Annotated in this window: 16 protein-coding genes and 3 pseudogenes; 8 read left to right on the plus strand and 11 right to left on the minus strand. The window is 72.0% G+C overall.

Annotated features, from left to right (window positions below):
* Window positions 1–73 precede the first annotated feature (73 nt).
* Window positions 74–826 carry an enoyl-CoA hydratase/isomerase family protein gene (locus tag KUM49_RS10830; protein WP_217236532.1) on the plus strand — a complete coding sequence of 251 codons (753 nt, stop codon included), beginning with the start codon at window positions 74–76 and terminating at the stop codon, window positions 824–826.
* On the opposite strand, the pseudogene KUM49_RS10835 reads toward KUM49_RS10830, so the two are convergent.
* Window positions 816–1,072 (minus strand): annotated as a pseudogene (locus tag KUM49_RS10835) (DJ-1/PfpI family protein); the annotation flags it as partial. The gene KUM49_RS10830 and the pseudogene KUM49_RS10835 overlap by 11 nt on opposite strands.
* 157 nt (window positions 1,073–1,229) lie before the next feature.
* Here KUM49_RS10835 and KUM49_RS10840 point away from each other — a divergent pair.
* The 4 genes from KUM49_RS10840 to KUM49_RS10850 all read left to right on the plus strand — a co-directional run bounded on the left by KUM49_RS10840 (window position 1,230) and on the right by KUM49_RS10850 (window position 5,514).
* Window positions 1,230–2,099, plus strand: a complete 870-nt coding sequence (locus KUM49_RS10840; RefSeq protein ID WP_217236533.1) for a hypothetical protein — start codon at window positions 1,230–1,232, stop codon at window positions 2,097–2,099.
* Between the two features lie 94 nt (window positions 2,100–2,193).
* Complete coding sequence (locus tag KUM49_RS48220) at window positions 2,194–2,325, plus strand: LPFR motif small protein (RefSeq protein WP_252100478.1); 132 nt, start codon at window positions 2,194–2,196, stop codon at window positions 2,323–2,325.
* 147 nt (window positions 2,326–2,472) lie between these two features.
* Window positions 2,473–4,875 carry a Tex family protein gene (locus KUM49_RS10845; protein WP_217236534.1) on the plus strand — a complete coding sequence of 801 codons (2,403 nt, stop codon included), beginning with the start codon at window positions 2,473–2,475 and terminating at the stop codon, window positions 4,873–4,875.
* A gap of 81 nt (window positions 4,876–4,956) precedes the next feature.
* Window positions 4,957–5,514, plus strand: a complete 558-nt coding sequence (locus KUM49_RS10850; protein ID WP_217236535.1) for a putative glycolipid-binding domain-containing protein — start codon at window positions 4,957–4,959, stop codon at window positions 5,512–5,514.
* Here the strand turns inward: KUM49_RS10850 and KUM49_RS10855 are convergent.
* Together KUM49_RS10855 and KUM49_RS10860 are read right to left on the minus strand one after the other, a co-directional pair.
* The gene (locus KUM49_RS10855) at window positions 5,511–7,151 is read right to left on the minus strand and encodes an ABC-F family ATP-binding cassette domain-containing protein (RefSeq protein WP_217236536.1); all 1,641 of its coding nucleotides are present in this window, start codon (window positions 7,149–7,151) and stop codon (window positions 5,511–5,513) included. The two genes, KUM49_RS10850 and KUM49_RS10855, sit on opposite strands and share 4 nt — an antisense overlap.
* Before the next feature lie 51 nt (window positions 7,152–7,202).
* Complete coding sequence (locus KUM49_RS10860) at window positions 7,203–8,225, minus strand: oxidoreductase (protein WP_217236537.1); 1,023 nt, start codon at window positions 8,223–8,225, stop codon at window positions 7,203–7,205.
* 66 nt (window positions 8,226–8,291) lie between these two features.
* Here KUM49_RS10860 and KUM49_RS10865 point away from each other — a divergent pair, with 66 nt between their 5' ends.
* A complete protein-coding gene (locus tag KUM49_RS10865; RefSeq protein ID WP_217236538.1) occupies window positions 8,292–9,245 on the plus strand; it encodes an FAD-dependent oxidoreductase in 954 nt (317 codons plus the stop codon).
* A gap of 7 nt (window positions 9,246–9,252) precedes the next feature.
* Here KUM49_RS10865 and KUM49_RS50655 read toward each other — a convergent pair whose 3' ends face one another.
* The 3 genes from KUM49_RS50655 to KUM49_RS10880 all read right to left on the minus strand — a co-directional run bounded on the left by KUM49_RS50655 (window position 9,253) and on the right by KUM49_RS10880 (window position 12,267).
* The gene (locus KUM49_RS50655) at window positions 9,253–9,633 is read right to left on the minus strand and encodes a hypothetical protein (RefSeq protein ID WP_217236539.1); all 381 of its coding nucleotides are present in this window, start codon (window positions 9,631–9,633) and stop codon (window positions 9,253–9,255) included.
* Complete coding sequence (locus KUM49_RS10875) at window positions 9,630–11,585, minus strand: Xaa-Pro dipeptidyl-peptidase (RefSeq protein WP_217236540.1); 1,956 nt, start codon at window positions 11,583–11,585, stop codon at window positions 9,630–9,632. Before KUM49_RS10875 ends, KUM49_RS50655 begins: the two co-directional genes overlap by 4 nt.
* Window positions 11,586–11,919: 334 nt before the next feature.
* Complete coding sequence (locus tag KUM49_RS10880; RefSeq protein ID WP_374200145.1) at window positions 11,920–12,267, minus strand: hypothetical protein; 348 nt, start codon at window positions 12,265–12,267, stop codon at window positions 11,920–11,922.
* On the opposite strand from KUM49_RS10880, the gene KUM49_RS10885 reads away from it, so the two are divergent.
* A complete protein-coding gene (locus KUM49_RS10885) occupies window positions 12,248–13,135 on the plus strand; it encodes an arginase family protein (protein WP_217236541.1) in 888 nt (295 codons plus the stop codon). The two genes, KUM49_RS10880 and KUM49_RS10885, sit on opposite strands and share 20 nt — an antisense overlap.
* Before the next feature lie 54 nt (window positions 13,136–13,189).
* Here the strand turns inward: KUM49_RS10885 and KUM49_RS10890 are convergent.
* The 3 genes and pseudogenes from KUM49_RS10890 to KUM49_RS10900 all read right to left on the minus strand — a co-directional run.
* A pseudogene (locus KUM49_RS10890) lies at window positions 13,190–13,318 on the minus strand (AMP-binding protein); the annotation flags it as partial.
* A gap of 214 nt (window positions 13,319–13,532) precedes the next feature.
* Window positions 13,533–14,012 (minus strand): macro domain-containing protein, encoded by a 480-nt coding sequence (locus KUM49_RS10895; RefSeq protein WP_217236542.1) that lies wholly within the window; start codon window positions 14,010–14,012, stop codon window positions 13,533–13,535.
* A 42-nt stretch (window positions 14,013–14,054) separates the two neighbouring features.
* Window positions 14,055–14,327: pseudogene (locus KUM49_RS10900) on the minus strand (L-asparagine permease); the annotation flags it as partial.
* Between the two features lie 82 nt (window positions 14,328–14,409).
* Between KUM49_RS10900 and KUM49_RS10905 the strand changes: the two are divergent.
* Window positions 14,410–15,114 (plus strand): MerR family transcriptional regulator, encoded by a 705-nt coding sequence (locus KUM49_RS10905; protein ID WP_217236543.1) that lies wholly within the window; start codon window positions 14,410–14,412, stop codon window positions 15,112–15,114.
* A 223-nt stretch (window positions 15,115–15,337) separates the two neighbouring features.
* Here the strand turns inward: KUM49_RS10905 and KUM49_RS10910 are convergent, their stop codons facing one another.
* Both KUM49_RS10910 and KUM49_RS10915 read right to left on the minus strand, forming a co-directional pair.
* Window positions 15,338–17,512 carry a 3-hydroxyacyl-CoA dehydrogenase NAD-binding domain-containing protein gene (locus KUM49_RS10910; protein WP_217236544.1) on the minus strand — a complete coding sequence of 725 codons (2,175 nt, stop codon included), beginning with the start codon at window positions 17,510–17,512 and terminating at the stop codon, window positions 15,338–15,340.
* A gap of 70 nt (window positions 17,513–17,582) precedes the next feature.
* Entirely contained in the window at window positions 17,583–18,797 is a 1,215-nt protein-coding gene (locus tag KUM49_RS10915; protein ID WP_217236545.1) for an acetyl-CoA C-acetyltransferase, read from the minus strand.
* Window positions 18,798–18,809 lie beyond the last annotated feature (12 nt).

Genomic DNA, 18,809 nt, shown 5'->3' on the forward strand with positions numbered 1-18,809 from the left:
CTCGCACCTGCTGCCTTCACGCGCGGCCCCCTTCTTGATCGGCCCCTCGACCTGGGCGGATAGCATCCGGCGCATGGAGCCGCAACTGCTGCACACCGTCGCCGACTCGGTCGCCACCGTCGTCGTCCACCATCCGGCCAAGCGCAATGCCATGACTGCCGCGATGTGGCGGGCGCTGCCGCCGCTGCTGGACACGCTGGCCGCCGATCCGGACGTACGGGCGCTGGTGCTGACCGGTGAGGGCGGGACGTTCTGCGCGGGGGCCGACATCTCCACGCTCCGGGAGTCGCCGGAGGAGGCGCAAGGGCTGGCCGTGCGTGCCGAGGAGGCCGTCGCCGCCTTCCCGAAGCCGACCCTCGCGGCGGTCCGCGGGCACTGCGTGGGCGGCGGGTCGCAGCTGGCGGCCGCGTGTGATCTGCGGTTCGCCGAGGAGGGCGCGCTGTTCGGGGTGACGCCGGCGAAGCTCGGGATCGTGTATCCGGCCTCGTCCACCCGGAGGCTGGCGTCGCTGGTGGGGCCGGCCACCGCCAAGTACCTGCTGTTCTCGGGCGAGCTGGTAGACGCGGAGCGGGCGCTGCGCAGCGGCCTGGTGGACGAGGTGCTGCCCGAGGGCGGGCTCACCGAGCGGGTCGTGGAGTTCACCCGGATCCTGGTGTCCCGCTCGCAGCTGACCCAGGCGGCGGCGAAGGAGTTCGCGAACGGGCGCACGGACCGGGACACGTACTGGGCCGGGCAGGCGCGCGGCAGCGGCGACACCGCGGAGGGGGTCGCCGCGTTCCTGGAGCGCAGGCAGCCTCGGTTCGCGTGGAACGTGCCTACGTCATGATGAAGCGGCTCTTGGCGCGCAGTTCCTCGACCAGGTGCGCCGGGGCCTTGTGCGGGGATCCGGCGTCATAGGGCGGCCGCGGGTCGTACTCCGTCAGCAGCTGTACCGCCAGGGCGGGGTCGTCGCCCGCGATCCTGCCGAGCCGGGTCGGCCCCATGTCGATGCCGGAGGAGACGCCGGCCGCGGTGACGTACTTGCCGTCGAAGACGACCCGCTCCCCGCCGGCTCGGCCCCGAACCGCTTCACGACAGAGGACGAGGACGGTTCGCTGCGGCATGCACCTGATTCTGGGACGGGCGGAGTCCGGCCGCGATGACGAGTGCCCCACCTTTCCTGCCATCACCGAATCCGCCCTGGGTCCCGGGTCTGGAACAGATACCGACCGGTCGGTAACGTGCTGGGCATGACTACCGTTGCTCTGGACCCGCGCGCGGGCCGCCGCTGCCACAACGCGCTCAACTCCCTGCACTCCACGCACTACTTCTCCCCCGACCTCGGCCGGGAGCTGGGCACGCTCGGTGTCACGCACCCGCGGGCCGTCAACTTCGCGGTGCGGTCGGCCGCGCTGGGGCCGGTCGGGGCCGGCGCGGTGACGGCGGCGTTCTACAACTACAAGCACGAGCTGGTGGCCCGGCACGTGCCCGCGGTGTGGGAGACGGCGACCCCCGGGCAGGTGCTGACGGCACGCGCGCGTGCCGTCGACGCGACGCTGCGCCGCCTGCTGGGCGAGGAGACGGTGGCGTCCGCGGAGATGGCGGAGGCCGCGGACCTGGCCCTGCGCGCCGCCGACGCCTGCTCGCGCGGCGCCCGGCCGCTGTACTCCGCGCACGCCGATCTGCCGGTCCCCGAGGAGCCGCACCTGGCGTACTGGCACGCGGCGACGCTGCTGCGCGAGCACCGCGGCGACGGGCACCTCGCCGCTCTGATGTCCGCCGGCCTGGACGGTCTGGAGGCCCTGGTGACTCACACGGCCACCGGCAGGGGCATGACGCCCCAGTGGGTGCGCGACACCCGCGGCTGGACCGTTGCCGACTGGGACGCGGCGGCCGGGCGGCTGCGGGAGCGCGGACTGCTCGACGAGGCCGGCGAACTGACCGAACAGGGCCTCGCCCTGCGCGAGGGGATCGAGCGGGACACGGACCGGCTGGACCAGGCCCCGTACGAGCACCTGGGCGCCGAGGGCGTCGCGCGCCTGACCGAGCTCGGTACGGGCTTCGCACGCGCCGCGCTCGCCGCCGGCGCCTTCCCGGCGGATCTGGTCGGCAAGCGCTGATCGACGGGCGTCGCGGCGAAGAAGCATGACGGGCCGCTGTCGAGGTACCCGCTCCGTCCCGGTCGTCGTGATCGGGAGAGGAAAGGGGAAACTCGTGTTCCGTGCGATCGCAGACGTACTGCGCCAGATCGGTGGGGCCATCGCCACCGTCGTGACGCTGCCCTTCCGGGCGCTGGCCCGGCTCTTCGGCGGCGCGTCGAGTTCGACCCGCAGCCGCCGGGCCTGAGGCGGGGGACGATCGCCGAGCCCGCGGCGGCGCGTCGCGGGCGGCGGCCCCTCCCCGGCCCGCCCGGGTTTGCGCCCTGATCCACGACTGTCCGTGCCACCTGCCACAATTGCCGCGCAACCTCAGTGGAGAAGGCGGTACGGGATCGTGACGACACCCCTCGTAGGGTCCATCGAAGGCAGGATCGCCGAGGAACTCGGCGTCCGGGAGCGGCAGGTCAGGGCTGCCGTGGAATTGCTCGACGGCGGTTCGACGGTGCCCTTCATCGCCCGCTACCGCAAGGAAGCGACCGAGATGCTCGACGACGCGCAGCTGCGCACGCTCGAGGAGCGGCTGCGTTATCTGCGGGAGCTGGAGGAGCGGCGGACGGCGATCCTCGACTCGGTTCGCGAGCAGGGCAAGCTCACCGAGGAGCTCGAAGCGCGGATCCGGGCCGCGGAGACCAAGGCGCGCCTGGAGGACATCTACCTGCCGTTCAAGCCGAAGCGGCGCACCAAGGCGCAGATCGCGCGCGAAGCCGGGCTGGAGCCGTTGGCCGACGGTCTGCTCGGCGACCCGGCCGTGGAGCCCCTCGCCGCTGCGGCGGCCTTCGTGGACGCCGACAAGGGCGTGGCCGATCCGCAGGCCGCCCTCGACGGAGCCCGGGCGATCCTCACCGAGCGGTTCTCCGAGGACGCCGACCTGATCGGCGAGCTGCGGGAACGCATGTGGGTGCGCGGGCGGCTGGCCGCCAAGGTGCGGGAGGGCAAGGAGGAGGCGGGCGCCAAGTTCGCCGACTACTTCGACTTCTCCGAGCCGTTCACGGAGCTGCCCTCGCACCGGATCCTGGCGATGCTGCGCGGCGAGAAGGAAGAAGTCCTGGACCTGGTCCTGGAGCCGGAAGAGCCCTCCGAGCAGCCCGGGCCGTCCTCGTACGAGGCGATCGTGGCGCACCGCTTCCAGATCGCCGACCGGGGCCGACCGGGCGACAAGTGGCTGCAGGACACGGTCCGCTGGGCCTGGCGCACCCGCCTGCTCGTGCACCTCGGCATCGACATGCGGCTGCGGCTGCGCACGGCCGCCGAGGACGAGGCCGTGAACGTCTTCGCGGCGAACCTCCGTGACCTGCTGCTCGCCGCACCGGCCGGCACGCGCTCGACGCTGGGGCTGGACCCCGGGTTCCGTACGGGCGTGAAGGTGGCCGTGGTCGACGCGACCGGCAAGGTGGTGGCGACGGACGTCATCCACCCCCACGTCCCGGCGAACAGGTGGGACGAGGCGATCGCCAAGCTGGCCCGCCTGGCGAAGGAGCACGCGGTCGAGCTGATCGCGATCGGCAACGGCACGGCGTCCCGCGAGACCGACAAACTCGCCGGTGAACTGATCGTCAAGCACCCGGAGCTGAACCTCACCAAAGTCATGGTGTCCGAGGCGGGCGCGTCCGTGTACTCGGCCTCCGCCTTCGCCTCGCAGGAGCTGCCCGACATGGACGTGTCGCTGCGGGGCGCCGTGTCGATCGCGCGGCGGCTCCAGGACCCTCTCGCGGAGCTGGTGAAGATCGACCCGAAGTCGATCGGTGTCGGCCAGTACCAGCACGACCTGTCGGAGGTGAAGCTGTCGCGTTCGCTGGACGCGGTGGTGGAGGACTGTGTGAACGGCGTCGGTGTCGACGTCAACACGGCGTCCGCTCCGCTGCTCGCCCGCGTCTCCGGCATCACCTCCGGGCTCGCCGAGAACATCGTGGCGCACCGCGACAGCAACGGCCCCTTCAAGTCGCGCACGCAGCTGAAGGGCGTGCCCCGGCTCGGCCCGAAGGCGTACGAACAGTGCGCCGGGTTCCTCCGTATCCGCGGGGGCGACGACCCGCTGGACGCCTCCTCCGTGCACCCCGAGGCGTACCCGGTGGTGCGGCGCATGGTGAAGACGGCCGGGCAGCAGGTCACCTCGCTCGTCGGGAACACCGGGGTGCTGCGCTCGCTGAGGCCGCAGGACTTCGTGGACGAGACGTTCGGTCTGCCGACCGTGACGGACATCCTGAAGGAGCTGGAGAAGCCCGGGCGCGACCCGCGGCCCGCGTTCAAGACGGCCACCTTCAAGGAGGGCGTGGAGAAGATCTCCGACCTGGCCTCCGGGATGATCCTGGAGGGCGTGGTCACGAATGTGGCGGCCTTCGGGGCGTTCGTCGACGTGGGTGTCCACCAGGACGGGCTCGTGCACGTCTCCGCGATGTCGAAGACGTTCGTCAAGGACCCGCGGGACGTGGTGAAGCCGGGCGACATCGTCAAGGTGAAGGTCCTCGACATCGACATCCCGCGCAAGCGGATCTCGCTGACGCTGCGGCTGGACGACGAGGCGGCACCGCAGGAGCGGCAGCAGGGCCCGGGCGGCGGCGAGCGCCGGCAGCGGGGCGGGCGTCCGCCCCAGCAGCGACAGAACCGGAGTGGCGGCGGAGGCGGGGGTGCCGGAGGTGCCGGAGGCGGCTCACGCCAGGCTTCACCGCCCGCCAACAGCGCGATGGCCGACGCCCTGCGCAAGGCCGGACTCGTCGACCCGAAGAAGGGCAGGCGCTGAGCGGCAAGGGCTGAGCCGTCCGGCCCGGACGCTCCGGTACGACACGGAGGTCCGGGCCGGTTCGTCCGTAGGCTGAAAGCCATGCGGACATCACGTGTGATCACCTGGGCCGTGTCCGAAAGCGGTGGCTACGAGACGGCCTGGATCGATCTGTACGACGGGGTGCTGACAGCGCGTGGCAGGGCGGTCGGCACCGTGCCCGAGATGTACTGGGTCTCGTACCAGCTGGACACGACCGACGGCTTCGTCACCCGACGGCTGCTGGTGGAGGCCGCCACCACGCACGGCACCCGCGTCCTGGACCTGCGCCACGACGGCGAGGGCCACTGGACCATGAACGGCGAGCGGATCCCCCAGGTCGACGGGGCCCTCGACTGCGACCTCGGGCTGTGTCCCCTCACCAACACGATGCCGGTGCTGCGGCACGGCCTGCAACGGGAGCCCGGCGAGCGGGAGTTCCTGATGGCGTGGGTGTCGGTCCCCGACCTGGAGGTGGAGCCGTCCCGACAGACCTACACCCACCTCCGCCGTGGACTGGTGCGCTTCGCCTCAGGCGACTTCCGCAGCGACCTGGAGGTCGACGAGGACGGCTGTGTGGTCGACTATCCGGGCCTGGCACGCCGTCTCACCTCGCCTTAGCGCTCCGTCACCTTTCCGTCCGCCACCTCCAGGCGGCGGGTCACGTGGACCGCGTCCAGCATGCGGCGGTCGTGGGTCACCAGGAGCAGCGTGCCCTCGTACGCGTCCATCGCCGACTCGAGTTGTTCGATGGCCGGCAGGTCCAGGTGGTTGGTCGGCTCGTCGAGGACCAGGAGGTTCACGCCCCGGCCCTGGAGCAGGGCCAGCGCCGCCCTGGTGCGCTCGCCCGGGGAGAGGGTCGACGCCGGGCGCGTGACGTGGTTCGCCTTGAGGCCGAACTTGGCCAGCAGCGTGCGGACCTCGGCGGGTTCGGTGTCCGGGACGGCCGCGCTGAAGGCGTCCATGAGGGATTCCGAGCCGTGGAAGAGCTTGCGGGCCTGGTCGACCTCGCCGACCAGGACGCCTGAGCCGAGGGATGCCGAACCCGCGTCCAGCGGGACCCGCCCGAGCAGGGCGCCGAGCAGCGTCGACTTGCCCGCGCCGTTGGCTCCCGTCACCGCCACCCGGTCCGCCCAGTCGATCTGGAGGGACACCGGGCCGAGGACGAAGCCGTCGCGTCGCACCTCGGCCTCGCGGAGGGTCGCGACGACCGCGCCCGAGCGCGGGGCCGACGCGATCTCCATGCGCAGCTCCCACTCCTTGCGGGGTTCTTCGACCACGTCGAGGCGTTCGATCATGCGCTGGGTCTGACGGGCCTTGGCGGCCTGCTTCTCGCTGGCCTCGCTGCGGAACTTGCGGCCGATCTTGTCGTTGTCGTTGCCCGCCTTGCGGCGCGCGTTCTTCACGCCCTTGTCCATCCAGGACCGCTGGACCTGGGCACGCTCCTGGAGGGCCGTCTTCTTGTCGGCGTACTCCTCGAAGTCGTCGCGGGCGTGCCGGCGGGCCACCTCGCGCTCCTCCAGGTAGGCCTCGTAGCCGCCGCCGTACAGGGTGATCTGCTGCTGGGCCAGGTCGAGTTCGAGGACCTTGGTGACCGTGCGGGTGAGGAACTCGCGGTCGTGGCTGACGACGACCGTGCCGGCGCGAAGACCGCTCACGAAGCGTTCGAGGCGTTCCAGGCCGTCCAGGTCGAGGTCGTTCGTCGGCTCGTCGAGGAGGAAGACGTCGTAGCGGGACAGGAGGAGGGAGGCAAGGCCGGCCCGTGCCGCCTGGCCGCCCGACAGCGACGTCATCGGCTGGTCCAGGTCGACGGCCAGGCCGAGCGAGTCGGCGACCTCTTCCGCCCGCTCGTCCAGGTCGGCGCCGCCGAGGTCCAGCCAGCGTTCCAGGCTGGTCGCGTAGGCGTCGTCGGCGCCCGGCGCGCCGTCGACCAGGCCCTGGGTCGCTTCGTCCATCGTCCGCTGGGCCTCGGCGACGCCGGTGCGGCGGGCGAGGAAGTCCCGGACGGTCTCGCCGGGGCGCCGCTCCGGTTCCTGCGGCAGGTGGCCGACGGCCGCCGTCGGCGGGGACAGCCGCAGCTCGCCCTCCTCCGGGGCGGTGAGGCCGGCGAGCATCCTGAGCAGCGTGGACTTGCCCGCGCCGTTGGCTCCGACCAGCCCGATGACGTCTCCGGGCGCGACGACGAGGTCGAGCCCGGCGAACAGGGAGCGGTCGCCGTGGCCGGCGGCGAGGTTCTTGGCGACGAGGGTGGCAGTCATCAGACCGCCGATGATAGTGGCCCGCCCCGGCGGCCCGCCGCCCGGTTCTTCTCAGTACGCCATCGCCTCCACCAGCACACTTCCCGACGTCCGCGCCACCACGAAGGCCTCTCCCCTGACCGCTCTGGCGTCCAGTGCGATGCGGTGGCGGCCGGGTTCGAGGATGCCGTCGAAGAGCTCGTGGGCGTGGGTGCGGTACAGGCGGTCGAGGCGGTACGCGGTGAGGCGGACCCGGCACGGCGAGGTGACCTCGACGCCCGCCTCGCCGTCGGCGGCGACCAGGCGGGTCAGTCGGCGCCGTTCCACGGGGCTGCGGTCCAGGGCGTGCTCGATCTGGGCGACGAGGAGGGGGACGATCGGGGCGAGGCCGTCGACGTAGGTCACGTCGACACCGGCCCGCTCGAAGGACTGACGTACGGCGGCACGTTCCTCCTCGGTGATCGCACGGCCGAAGACGACGGCCCCGTAGGCGCGCAGCTCATCGGCGGGGACGTCGTGCGCGTCACGGGTGATGTCGGCGCCGATGCCGATGATGCGCAGGGCGGCGGCGAGCTTGGCGAGGAGGGCGACGCGGGCGCCGATGAGCAGGACGCGGCGGCGGGGGGTGTCGGCGGAGGCGTCCAGGAGGGAGGTCAGCGCCGTACGGTACTCGGCGCCGGCGAAGCGGAACGGGCCGATGCCGTGGTAGCCGTTGAGCTCCAGGTCGGCGTGTTCGTCCGTCTGCCAGGCGAAGTCCCGCCAGATGAAGTCCTCGCCGTCGCGGTCGATCACGGCGGTGACGGCACCGCAGGCCAGGTCCTCGCACTCGGGGCAGCCATAGACGACGTAGCGGCCGCCGGGCAGCGGCGCGTCCGCCTCCAGGAGCAGGCTGCGGACCTGGGCGGTGAAGATCGCGGGTGGGACGTCGGAGGCGAGTGGGGAGACGGCGTCGAGGTCGGAGAGCTGGAAGAGCAGCGGGCGTCCGTCGACGATGAAGTCCACGAAGTCCCGGTGGATCTGGTAGTCACCGTTGGTGAGGACTCCACCGGCACGCATCGCCGGTGCCAGGCCGAAGGTCGCGTACTCGGCAGACATGCTGTGAGTATCCCCAGACTGGGCCCGATGTGCGCACGGCATGACATATTCCGCTAGCGTCCCCGCGTGAGAAGCGAACCGAAGGACGAGGTCGTCGTGGTCGGCGGCGGTGTCGTCGGGCTGACGACGGCCGTCGTGCTGGCCGAGCGCGGCCGCCGGGTGCGGGTGTGGACGCGGGATCCGGTCGAGCGGACCACCTCGGCGGTTGCCGGGGCGCTGTGGTGGCCGTACGCGATCGAGCCGGTCGAGCTCGCGCGCACCTGGGCGCTGCGTTCGCTGGACGTCTACGAGGAGTTGGCGGCCTCCCCGGAGGTGACCGGCGTACGGATGGTCGAAGGGGTACAGGGGGAGGCGGACCTGGACCGGGCCATGGCGTGGGCGGGGGCGCGGCTGCCGGGGCTGCGGGCGGCGACGGCCGAGGAGTACGCCGGGCCGGGGATGTGGGCGCGGCTGCCGCTCATCGACATGTCGACTCATCTGCCGTGGCTGCGGGAGCGGTTCCTCGCGGCGGGCGGGGCGATCGAGACGCGTACGGTGTCGGACCTGGCCGGGGTCGGGGCGCCGGTCGTGGTCAACTGCACGGGGCTCGGCGCCCGGGAGCTGGTGCCGGACCCGTCCGTGCGTCCCGTGCGCGGACAACTGGTCATCGTGGAGAACCCCGGCATCCGCACCTGGCTGGTCGCCACGGACGCCGCCGGGGCGACGGCGTACCTCTTCCCGCAGCCGGGCCGGCTCGTGCTGGGCGGCACCGCGGACGAGGACCAGTGGTCTCTCGAGCCCGATCCCGCGGCGGCGGAGGCGATCGTCCGGCGGTGTGCGGCACTGCGGCCCGAGGTCGCCGGGGCGCGGGTGCTGGAGCATCGGGTGGGACTCAGGCCGGCGCGGGGCGCGGTCCGACTGGAGCGCGAACCCCTGCCCGACGGGCGGGTGTTGGTGCACAACTACGGCCACGGCGGTGCGGGGGTGACCGTGGCCTGGGGGTGCGCGGAGGAGGCGGCCGGACTGGCCGCCCCCTCCTGACGCGGGCTCAGCAGCCGGTGACCGGTTCGGCGGCCGTGAGGTGGTACGGCGCGCGTGCGTCGAGGAGCAGGGGGACGAGGACGCGCAGGGACTGGCGGAGCGGGACGTAGGTGCCCCTAGTCCGCACCCCGTGCAGGGCGAGTTCGTCCCGGACCTGCACCAGTTGGAGCGGGCGCCCCTGTGTGGTCGTACCGAGGGAGGCGACGGAGACGCGCTTGCTTCCGCGGTCGACGGCCGCCAGGAAGGCCCGCTCCTCCGATTCCCCGGTCCAGCGGACGCCGTTCGACTCCTCGAAGCCGGTGCGGGGCCGGGTTTCGGTGGCCTCGGCCGGTGTCGCCGCGAGGGACGCGGCGAGGGCCGCCGTCACCAGCGTCAGGGGGCGGATCACCGGCCGCCCTCGGGGACGCGCTGGGCGGTGCGCGGTGCCCGGACCCCGTCGAGGGTCGTGGCCTCGGGGGCGGCGGACACGGAGCCCGCGGTGGCCCGCGCGAACGCGGCCGCGCCGCCGACGAGCGGCACCCGGGCGGACGTACGGGACAGGTCGACCGTCAGGGTGGGGGTGGTGGACGGCGGGTCGATGAGGTCCTTGTCCGTGCCCGCGACGATCAGTGCGAGGCGGTGTCCGGCCGGGACGACGTGGTCGGTGGCTCCGAGATCGAGGGTGATGGTGTACGCCTTGCCCGGGGTGAGCGGGACGCCCTTCCAGTCGGAGGCGTGGTTGCCGAGGTCGGCCCAGCCGCGGCTGACGACCGTGTGGTCGACGTCGGCGGTCTTGGCCCGCGTCTCCTTGAAGCAGGCGCTGTCGCCGGTGGTGCTCACGCCCCAGCAGGTGCGGTCGGTGAGCGTGCTGATGCCCTCGCCGCTCGCCGCGTAGTCGCGGACGGTGTCGGGGCCGAGGTCGACGAGAACGGCGGACAGGTGGGACGTCGAGGTGGTGGGGGTCGCGGTGACGGTGACCTTGGAGGAGCCGGACACGCGCAGGTCGCGGGTGAGCGGCCCGGTCACGAAGCCCGCCTTGTCGGGGGTGGCCGTGTCGATCCGCGCCGCCCAGTCGGTCTCGCTCAGCCGCGGGTCGTCGGTGAAGGTCTCGGTGCCGGTGCCCTTGCGCAGGCCGAGCGTGCCGACGCCCTCCTGGCCGCCCTCGGCGGGGCGCAGGGCCGTGGCGGCGGTGTCGCGCGGCGGCCAGGCCTTGGAGGTGACCCACTGGTCGGGGTGGCGTTCGATGTCGGCCATGGGCTCGCGGTCGATGCCGTTGTCGTAGCCGAGGAGTTCGTGGTCGAACCAGCGGTGCAGCGTGTCGACCCAGGTGGCGCGGCGGAAGTCGAAGGGGTCGACGTGACCGGTCTGGGAGAGCCAGATCTTGCGCTCGACGCCGTTCTTCGCGAGGGCGTCCCACCACGGACCGACGTGCTGCATACGGACGTTGAGGTCCTGCATGCCGTGGATCAAAAAGACGCTCGCCTTGACCTTGCTCGCGGCCTTCACGTAGTCGCGCTCGCTCCACAGCGCGGTCCGGTCGCCGGTGCGCGGGGCTCCGGCGACGAGCTCCTGCTGGACGGCGGCGCACTTGGCGCGCGCGTCGGGGCTGTCGACGTAGTTGGACAGCCAGTCGGGGCCCGAGTCGTAGAGCGGAGCGCCCTTGGAGAAGTAGTAGTCGTACCAGGTGGAGATGGCGCTGATCGGGACGATGGTCCGGAGTCCCTTGACTCCGGTGGCGGCCACGCCGTTGGCGATGGTGCCGTCCCAGCTCTTGCCGATCATGCCGGTCCTGCCGTTGGTCCAGGTGGCCTTGGCGGTGGTGGTGCCGGTGCGGCTCGTGTAGGCCCTGGCCCGGCCGTTCAGCCAGTCGACCACGGCCTTCGCGGACTGGATGTCGGAGCGCCCGCCGACGTCCACACAACCGTCGGAGCGGTTGGTTCCGGCGAGGTCGACGCCGACGAAGGCGTAGCCGCGGGGCACGAAGTAGTTGTCGTAGAACAGCGGCATCTGGACGACGTCGCCGGCCGCGTCGTACGTCTTCTTCTGGCTTTCGTTGCCCCGCCCGCAGCAGGAGTAGTACGGACTGGCGTCCATGATCACGGGGATCTTGCGGCCCTGCCGGGCGGGTTCGCTCGGCCGGACGATGTCGACGGCGACGCGGTCCGTCTTCCCGTCGCTGTCGCCGTCGAGTCCGGTGTCCACCCAGACGGCCTCGCGGACCGCGTTCTCGTACGAGTAGACCGGTCTGCTCTCGCGCGGGGCGGGGTGGGCCGCGGCCGGGGTGAGAAGGGTGGCCGTCAGGGCGGTGAGGGCCACAGCGGCGAGCGATCTCCAGGTCGTGAAGCGCATGCGTGTCGGCATGCGCCGGACGCTACATCGGTCAACTCCCGTGCAGAAGAGGGCGATCGGGCGCGTGTGCTGCCCTTGAGGCGTCTGCTACGGGACTTGTGACGGTCCGTCGGCCTACGTGGCGCAGGGGCCCTGGCCCAGGGACTGGCTCGGGCGGGACAGGGGCCGGCGGTGGGCCGCCGGGTTCACCGAGACGGACCACCGCGAGCGCACGCCGCCGAGTTGGAGGAGCAATCGCCTTGAGCGAATCACCGTGCTGCGGCCACGGGCTACGACACGCCTGCTCTGCGGCTCACCGCCGGCGCCCTCGGCCGTCAGCCTTCACCCGCCAGGCCCGTCAGGCCCGTCAGGCAGACGGCCGGCTTCGCAGGGCCATGTCGGCCACCAGTTGCAGGTCGTCGCGGGTGGCACCGCCGGCGGCTTGGATGGCGGCTTGGACTGCGATGCCGTTCGCCACGGTCATGAGGTGGCGGGCGAGCACTCCGGGATCGGTGTCGCGGTGCTGGTCGCCGTCGTCGACGGCCCGCTGGAACCGGTCGTGGAGGAGGGCGACGGCCTCGCCCCGCCAGGCCACGAGGGCGTCGCGGGCGTCGCGTCCGTTCAGGCCTCTACGGTGGAAGGACGCGTCGGCGCGTGAGCCGGCCGGCGCCGGCGGGCCGACGAGGGAGCCGGACGTGCGGGAAGTGGTGATCATCGAGGCGCCGTCCGTGTTGGGGCTGCGGCCCACCGGGGTCGAGGATCTGCCGGAGGCGCTGCTCGGTGCGGGGCTCGCCGAAGGGCTCGGGGCAGTGCGGGCGGGGCGGGTCGAGGCGCCGTCCTACGATCCGCGCCGGGATCCGGAGACCGGGGTCCTCAATCCGGTCGGCATCGCGACGTACTCGCTCGCGCTGGCGGACGTGGTGGGCGGGGTGTTGGACAGCGGGCGGTTCCCGCTGGTCCTGGGCGGTGACTGCAGCATCCTGCTCGGCAATCTGCTGGCACTGCGCCGCCGGGGGCGTCACGGGCTGCTCTTCCTCGACGGCCACACCGACTTCTACCAGCCGTCGGCGGAACCGGCCGGCGAGGTGGCCTCCATGGAACTCGCCCTGGCCACCGGTCGCGGGCCCGCTGCCCTGGCCGACCTGGAGGGCCGGGGGCCGCTGCTGCGGGACGCGGACGTGGTCGCCTTCGGATTCCGGGACACGGAGGAGTCGACGCGGGCCGGCATGCGGCCGCTGCCTGCCGAGTTGCACACCATGGATCTGGGCACGGTGCGTGCGCTCGGCGCCGGGGAGGCGGCGGGCCGGGCCGTCGATCTGCTCACCGGTGCGCCGGACGTCGAGGGGTACTGGGTCCACCTCGACGCCGACGTACTGGACGACCAGGTCATGCCGGCCGTCGACTACCGGCTGCCGGGCGGACTGACCTGGCCGGAGCTGGAGACCGTGTTGCGCGTGGCGCTGTCCGGCCCGGTGGTCCTCGGCTTCGACGTGACGATCTTCAACCCCCGGCTGGATCCGGACGGGGGCATCGCGACGCGGTTTACGCAGGCCCTGGTGCGGGCGTTCCGGGGTGACCGGTGAGCACGGAGGGACGGGGCGGCGCCGGGGACGCCAGCTGCGCCGGGGACGCCGACGATGAACGGGCACCACCTGGGCGCCGATCGTCCACAGGGCGAAGTCGAACAGGGTCCACTCGTAGCGGGTGGGGGACATGATCGCGACCCGGTCGCCGAAGCGGATGCCCTGGGCGAGCAGGCCCTTGGCGAACGTGGTCTCGCCGAGCCACTGCACGATGGGCGATCCGACGACGGACCCGGTCGCGACGTCGGCGTGGTCCACGGTGGAGACGTCCTCACGGCCGGCCACTGCGGACCGGACCGGCCGCCCGGCCAGTGCGGGTGCGCCGGGGGGCGGGTGACACCGGGCGGCGCCAGGTGCACCGGCGGTAGGTGACATCAGGGGCACTGGTTGGCGCCGATCAGTCCCCGTGGTCGTACACCGTCACGCCGATCCCTCGCCTCACCAGCCGCGCGGTGATCAGCGGCTCCACGCGGGGCCACTTGCCGCCGGCCAGGCCGCAGCCTATGCGGGGCATGTGGACGGAGGCGCCGATCTCCTCGGCCTTGTCGGCCAGCCGGCCCAGCGCCGTGTCGATCGCCTCGTAGCGGACGGGGACGCCCTTGCTGCCGGTGCGGATGCCGCGCTGCCCCACCATGTTGGCCACCCACACATACCGCTCGACCTGGACGAACTGGACCGCGCCCAGAGCGAAGTCGTTCGCCGCCCGGTCGCGGTGCCAGGCGCGGTACGCCGCCTCCGGCTCGGGCCAGCGCCGTGAGAGCGCCAGGACGAAGCCCTTCCCCCATCCCCCGATGTCGTTGCAGACATGCGCGATCAGCTTGACGCCCTTCACCGACGGCACGGTGGCGTCACCCCGGACATACCTGATCTCCGACATGACGCCACCGTAGGCGACCCCACTGACAATCGACCTGACCTGCTACTTCGTGAGCTGCGACAGCTCGCTGTCCGCCGTCTGCGACACCCGGCGCCGGATGCCGAACCAGCCGCCGATCAGGAGGACGGCGATGACGGGGATGAGGAACAGCGTCCTGCGGCCCACCTCGGGGTCGTTCCACATCATGGCGAGGCAGGCGAGGAGGAAGACGACCGTGGTGACCTCCGTGACCGGACTGCCGGGGAGGCGGAAGGGAGGGCGGGCCAGCAGGCCGGCGCGGGCGCGGCGGACGAAGACCAGGTGGCAGGCCATGATCGCTCCACACGCGGCGGCACGCGTCACAGGGGCCCCGTCCACGAGGTTTCTCACCATTGGTGAGACAGCGATACTGCTGCACATGACGACCGACACCACGGATGCCGGGGAGCCGGCCCTCACCATCGACGAGCTGGCGGCGCGAGCGGGTGTCACGGTCCGCACGGTCCGCTTCTACGGCACGAAGGGACTGCTGCCCCCGCCGGTGATCGGTCCACGACGGGTCGGGCACTACGGCCGGGAGCACATCGCTCGGCTCGCGCTGATCGAGGAGTTGCAGCAGCAGGGGATGACGCTGGCGGCCATCGAGCGCTACCTGCGGCAGCTGCCGCCGGACCTGAGCGCGCACGACCTCGCGATCCACCGGGCGGTGGTGGCCTCCTGGGCGCCGGACACCGTGGAGACCGTGTCCCGGGCGGACCTTCAGCGGCGGGCGGGGCGGGAGCTGGCCGACGGGGACGTGGCGCGGCTCGCCGCGATGGGCGTGGTCCGGGCGGACGACGGCGGCTCGTACCGCGTCGACCTGGGCCTGCTCCGGCTCGGCGTCCAGTTGCTCGACGTACCCCTGTCGCAGGAGGCGATCCTCGCGTCGCGGAAGGTCCTCGTCGAGCACTCGCGGGCGGCGGCACACGAGTTGGCGGAGCTGTTCCGCGGGGAGGTGGCGGAGCGGGACGCGCGGGATGTGAAGTCGCTGTCCGCGCATATGCACCCGCTGGTGGTGCAGGCGCTGTTGACCACGTTCCAGCGGTCGCTGAAGGAAGAGCTGAGCGAGTGGCCCACGCGGTGATCGGCCGCCCGAGGGCGGGTTTCGCCCCCGCCGCCCCTTCCCTTTCCCGTCCTTCTGGGGCTCCGCCCCAGACCCATCTCCTCAAACGCCGGAGGGGCTGAATTTCAGCCCGTCCGGCGTTTGAGGACGAGGCCGTTCAGGCCGAAGGGGGGTCTGGGGGCGGCAGCCCCCAGGGACGGGAAGGGAAGGGGCGGCGGGGGCGGAATCCCCCGGAGCCCAGGGGTCACGCGTCCCGGAACCGTTCACCCTTCTCCGCCTTCTCCACCAGCAGCGCGGGCGGCGCGAAGCGCTCCCCGTACCGCTCGGCCAGCTCACGCGCGCGTGCCACGAAGCCCGGCAGCCCGCCCTCGTAGCCGTTGATGTACTGGAGGACACCCCCGGTCCACCCCGGGAAGCCGATGCCGAAGATCGAGCCGATGTTGGCGTCGGCGACGGACGTCAGGACGCCCTCCTCCACGAGCTTGACGGTGTCGAGTGCCTCCGAGAAGAGCATGCGCTCCTGCATGTCCCTGAAGGGGATCTGCGCGCCGTCGCGTGTGAAGTGCTCCCGCAGTCCGGGCCACAGCCCGGCCCGCTTGCCGTCCTCGGCGTACTCGTAGAAGCCCGCTCCCCCGCTGCGGCCGGTGCGGCCGAACTCGTCGACCATGCGGTCGATGACGGCCTCGGCGGGGTGTCCGGGCCAGGTGCCGCCGGCCTCCTCGACGGCCCGCTTCGACTCGTTGCGGATCTTGCGGGGCAGCGTGAACGTCAGCTCGTCCATCAGCGACAGGACCTTCGCCGGGTAACCCGCCTGGGCCGCGGCCTGTTCGACCGACGCGGGCTCGATGCCCTCGCCGACCATGGCCACGCCCTCGTTGAGGAAGTGCCCGATGACGCGCGAGGTGAAGAACCCGCGCGAGTCGTTGACGACGATCGGGGTCTTCTTGATCTGCCGGACCAGGTCGAAGGCGCGGGCGAGGGCTTCGTCGCCGGTGCGCTCCCCCTTGATGATCTCGACGAGCGGCATTTTGTCGACGGGTGAGAAGAAGTGCAGCCCGATGAAGTCGGCCTGGCGCTCGACGCCTTCGGCGAGGGCGGTGATGGGGAGGGTGGAGGTGTTGGAGCACAGCAGTGCGTCCGGCTCGACGAGGTGCTGGATCTCCTGGAACACCTTGTGCTTGAGCGAGGTGTCCTCGAAGACGGCCTCGATGACGGCGTCGCAGCCCGCCAGGTCGTTGGGGTCGGCGGTCGGCGTGATGCGGGCGAGCAGCGCGCTCGCCTTGTCCTGGGTGGTACGGCCCCGGGAGACGGCCTTGGCGCACAGCTTCTCGGAGTAGCCCTTGCCCTTGAGGGCCGCTTCGGGAGAGACGTCCTTGAGGACTACGTCGATGCCCGCGCGGGCGCACGAGTAGGCGATGCCCGCACCCATCATCCCGGCGCCGAGGACGGCGACCTTGCGCACGGGGCGCGGTTCGACGCCCTTGGGGCGCATCGCGCCGGAGTTGACGGCCTGGAGGTCGAAGAAGAACGCCTGGATCATGTTCTTCGAGGTCTGCCCGGCGGCCAGTTCCACGAAGTAGCGGGCCTCGATGACCTGCGCGTTCTCGAAGTCGACCTGGGAGCCCTCGACGGCGGCCGCGAGGATGTTGCGCGGGGCCGGGTAGGGCGCGCCGGCCGTCTGCTTGCGGAGGGTGGCGGGGAAGGCGGGGAGGTTCGCCGCGAACTTGGGGTGGGCGGGCGTACCCCCGGGGATCCGGTAGCCCGGCCTGTCCCAGGGCTGCTGCGAGGCGGGGTTGGCCTCGATGAAGGCCCGGGCCTTGGCGAGGAGTTCCTCCTGGGTGGCGGCCACGTCGTCGACGAGACCGTTCTCCAGGGCGCGCTGCGGGCTGTACTGGGTGCCCTGGAGGAGGACCTTGAGCAGCGCGTCGGCGATGCCGAGCAGGCGTACGGTGCGGACGACGCCGCCGCCTCCCGGGAGCAGGCCGAGGGTGACCTCGGGGCAGCCGATCTTCGAACCGGGGGCGTCGAGGGCGATGCGGTGGTGGCAGGCCAGGGCGATCTCGTAGCCGCCGCCGAGGGCCGCGCCGTTCATGGCGGCGACGACCGGCTTGCCGAGGGTTTCGATGCGGCGCAGGTCGCGCTTGATGGCCATGCCGCCGTCGAAGAGTTCCTGCGCGGTCTCGGGGGTCACGCGGATGAGGTCGCGCAGGTCGCCGCCGGCGAAGAAGGTCTTCTTGGCGGAGGTGATGATGATGCCGCGGATGGTGTCCTTCTCGGCCTCCAGGCGGTCGGTGGTCACCGCGAGGGAGTCGCGGAACGCCTGGTTCATGGTGTTCGCGGACTGGTCCGGATCGTCGAGGACGAGGGTGATGACGCCGGCGCGGTCCTGTTCCCAGCGGATGGTGGTGCTCTGTGTCATGACAGGGTCTCCGTAGAGGTCTTTTGGATCCGGATCAGAGGTCTCCTGGGTCCGGATTTCCGCCGGGGATTCAGATGCGTTCGACGATCGTGGCGATGCCCATGCCGCCGCCGACGCACAGTGTGGCGAGGCCGTACCGCTTGTCCTGGCGCTCCAGTTCGTCGACGAGCGAGCCGAGGATCATGGCGCCGGTGGCGCCGAGCGGGTGGCCCAGCGCGATGGCGCCGCCGTTGACGTTGACCTTGTCGAGGGACAGGCCCATGTCCTTCACGAAACGCAGGACGACGGCCGCGAAGGCCTCGTTGATCTCGACCAGGTCGATGTCGTCGATGGTCAGCCCCGCCCGGGCGAGGGCCTTGCGGGTGGCGGGCGCGGGACCGGTGAGCATGATGGTGGGCTCGGAACCGGAGACGGCGGCGGAGACGATCCGCGCGCGCGGGGTGAGCCCGTAACGCTCGCCGATCTCCTTCGAGCCGATGGCGACCAGCGAGGCGCCGTCCACGATGCCGGAGGAGTTGCCCGCGTGGTGGACGTGGTCGATCTTCTCCACCCAGTGGTACTTCTGCAGGGCCACGGCGTCGAAGCCGCCGAGGTCGCCGATGTCGGCGAAGGACGGCTTCAGCCTGCCGAGGGAGTCCGCGGTCGTGCCGGGGCGCGGGTGCTCGTCGTGGTCGAGGACGACCAGACCGCTGCGGTCCCTGACCGGGACGACGGACCGGTCGAAGCGGCCTTCCTTCCAGGCGGTCGCAGCGCGCTCCTGCGAGAGCGCCGCGTACTCGTCGACGTCCCGGCGGGAGAAGCCCTCGATGGTGGCGATGAGGTCGGCGCCGATGCCCTGCGGTACGAAGTTGACGGCGATGTTCGTCATCGGGTCGTTGAACCAGGCGCCGCCGTCGGAGGCCATCGGCACCCGGGACATCGACTCGACGCCGCCCGCGAGGACCAGATCCTCCCAGCCGGAACGGACTTTGGCGGCGGCCATGTTGACGGCCTCCAGGCCCGAGGCACAGAAGCGGTTCTCCTGGACGCCCGCCACGGTGTCCGGCAGTCCGGCGGCGATGGCGGCGATCCGGGCGATGTCGGAGCCCTGGTCGCCGACCGGGCCGACGACGCCGAGCACGATGTCGTCGACCGCCGCCGGGTCGAGGTTCGGGAAGCGGTCGCGGATCTCGTGGATGAGTCCGACGACCAGGTCGATGGGCTTCGTGCCGTGCAGGGCGCCGTTCGCCTTGCCGCGGCCGCGCGGGGTGCGGATCGCGTCGTACACGTACGCTTCGGTGCTCACATCAAGCCTTTC

The sequence above is a fragment of the Streptomyces sp. AC555_RSS877 genome (assembly GCF_019049245.1).
In the GTDB taxonomy this organism is placed as follows: domain Bacteria; phylum Actinomycetota; class Actinomycetes; order Streptomycetales; family Streptomycetaceae; genus Streptomyces.

Coding starts and splice junctions, on each gene's coding strand:
- KUM49_RS10895 (WP_217236542.1), bottom strand. CDS start 14,012: ATGTCGGAGATCAGGTATGTCCGGGGTGACGCCACCGTGCCGTCGGTG.
- KUM49_RS10830 (WP_217236532.1), top strand. CDS start 74: ATGGAGCCGCAACTGCTGCACACCGTCGCCGACTCGGTCGCCACCGTC.
- KUM49_RS10850 (WP_217236535.1), top strand. CDS start 4,957: ATGCGGACATCACGTGTGATCACCTGGGCCGTGTCCGAAAGCGGTGGC.
- KUM49_RS10855 (WP_217236536.1), bottom strand. CDS start 7,151: ATGACTGCCACCCTCGTCGCCAAGAACCTCGCCGCCGGCCACGGCGAC.
- KUM49_RS10860 (WP_217236537.1), bottom strand. CDS start 8,225: ATGTCTGCCGAGTACGCGACCTTCGGCCTGGCACCGGCGATGCGTGCC.
- KUM49_RS10905 (WP_217236543.1), top strand. CDS start 14,410: ATGACGACCGACACCACGGATGCCGGGGAGCCGGCCCTCACCATCGAC.
- KUM49_RS10880 (WP_374200145.1), bottom strand. CDS start 12,267: ATGATCACCACTTCCCGCACGTCCGGCTCCCTCGTCGGCCCGCCGGCG.
- KUM49_RS10840 (WP_217236533.1), top strand. CDS start 1,230: ATGACTACCGTTGCTCTGGACCCGCGCGCGGGCCGCCGCTGCCACAAC.
- KUM49_RS10875 (WP_217236540.1), bottom strand. CDS start 11,585: ATGCCGACACGCATGCGCTTCACGACCTGGAGATCGCTCGCCGCTGTG.
- KUM49_RS10910 (WP_217236544.1), bottom strand. CDS start 17,512: ATGACACAGAGCACCACCATCCGCTGGGAACAGGACCGCGCCGGCGTC.